2 protein-coding genes are annotated in these 1,262 nt (G+C 46.0%); both read left to right on the forward strand.

Annotated elements, in window-relative coordinates:
- Positions 1–762, forward strand: a 762-nt coding sequence (locus tag A3729_RS20655) for an iron ABC transporter permease (RefSeq protein WP_068634230.1), incomplete at its 5' end; no start/stop codon positions are given.
- A gap of 9 nt (positions 763–771) precedes the next feature.
- The coding region (locus A3729_RS20660; protein WP_156498051.1) for a helical backbone metal receptor at positions 772–1,262 on the forward strand (491 nt) is incomplete at its 3' end.

Here is a 1,262-nt window from a genome sequence, read left to right on the forward strand (position 1 = left end):
CGAAATCCGCTGGCTGACCCTTATTTGTTTGGTATTTCCTCAGGCGCCTCATTTGGCGCTGTGCTGGTCATTGCCGCAGGTGGAGCTAGTTCAATGCTAAGTGATGCTGGTCTGTATGATCTCGGTATCACTGCTGGAGCGTTTATTGGCAGTGCTGTGTCGGTTATTCTGGTTATCTCTCTTTCGGGTATGGGGGCGCAAATTGAACGAATGTTATTAGCCGGCGTTGCGGTTTCTTTTATGTTCAGCGCGGCAACGAGCTTGGTTTTATATATGGCTGATGCTCAAGCCGTTGCATCGCTTATTTTTTGGACTATGGGTAGTTTTAGTAAAGCTCACTGGGGAGCATTATGGATGCCGTCTTTAGTTATTCTTATTTGTATCGCAATATTTTTTGCCAATCACCGGCGTTTGCGTGTCATGCTTGCGGGGGATGAAAGTGCGACCGCATTAGGAGTGGATGTAAAGCGTTTGCGAATTTCTATGTTATTGCTTAGTTCTTTGTTAACGGCAACGTTGGTTGCAAATTGTGGTGGCATAGGCTTTGTTGGTTTAATGGTGCCCCATATTGTTAGAAGGTTGCTAGAGCGCCGGAGTAAGCACGTTTTAACGGCGTGTGTATTATTGGGTGGTTGTTTCATGGTATGGGTTGATGTGCTTGCACGTACCTTGATCGATAATAATGAGCTACCCGTTGGTGTCATTACAGCAGCAATTGGTAGTGCCTTCTTTCTTCTGGTTCTTCGTCGTCGAGGATGGTAAATCGTGCTTATGTTCAGAGTACTTAATCTATTGCTTTTGCTAGTCTTGGCTTTTCAAGCTTCCTTGTCTCATAGTGACGAAACTTCCCACGCACCCTTTGTTGCAAAGCGAATCGTAGCGCTTTCTCCACACTCAGTTGAGTTATTATTTTCTCTAGGTGCTGGAAGTAGAATCGTAGCAACGACAAGCTATGCTGATTTTCCTGATGAAGCTAAGAGAATACCTCAGGTCGGTGGTTACAATGGGATTCAACTTGAGAGTGTGCTCGCCTTAAAACCGGACTTGATTGTTGCTTGGGAAGGAGGCAATCCTGCCGGTGATATTGATCGCCTAGAACGCTTGGGCTTAAAGGTCTATCGTAGTGAAACCAAGCGTATGGCAGATATTGAAACGGAAATCATAGAGCTGGGGGCCTTGACTGGGCTGAATGCGAAAGCCGCGGAGCTCGTTGCAACGTTTAAGCAAGACTGGCAGGGCATACAGAAAGAGAATCATCATAA

The organism is Oleiphilus sp. HI0043 (assembly GCF_001634935.1).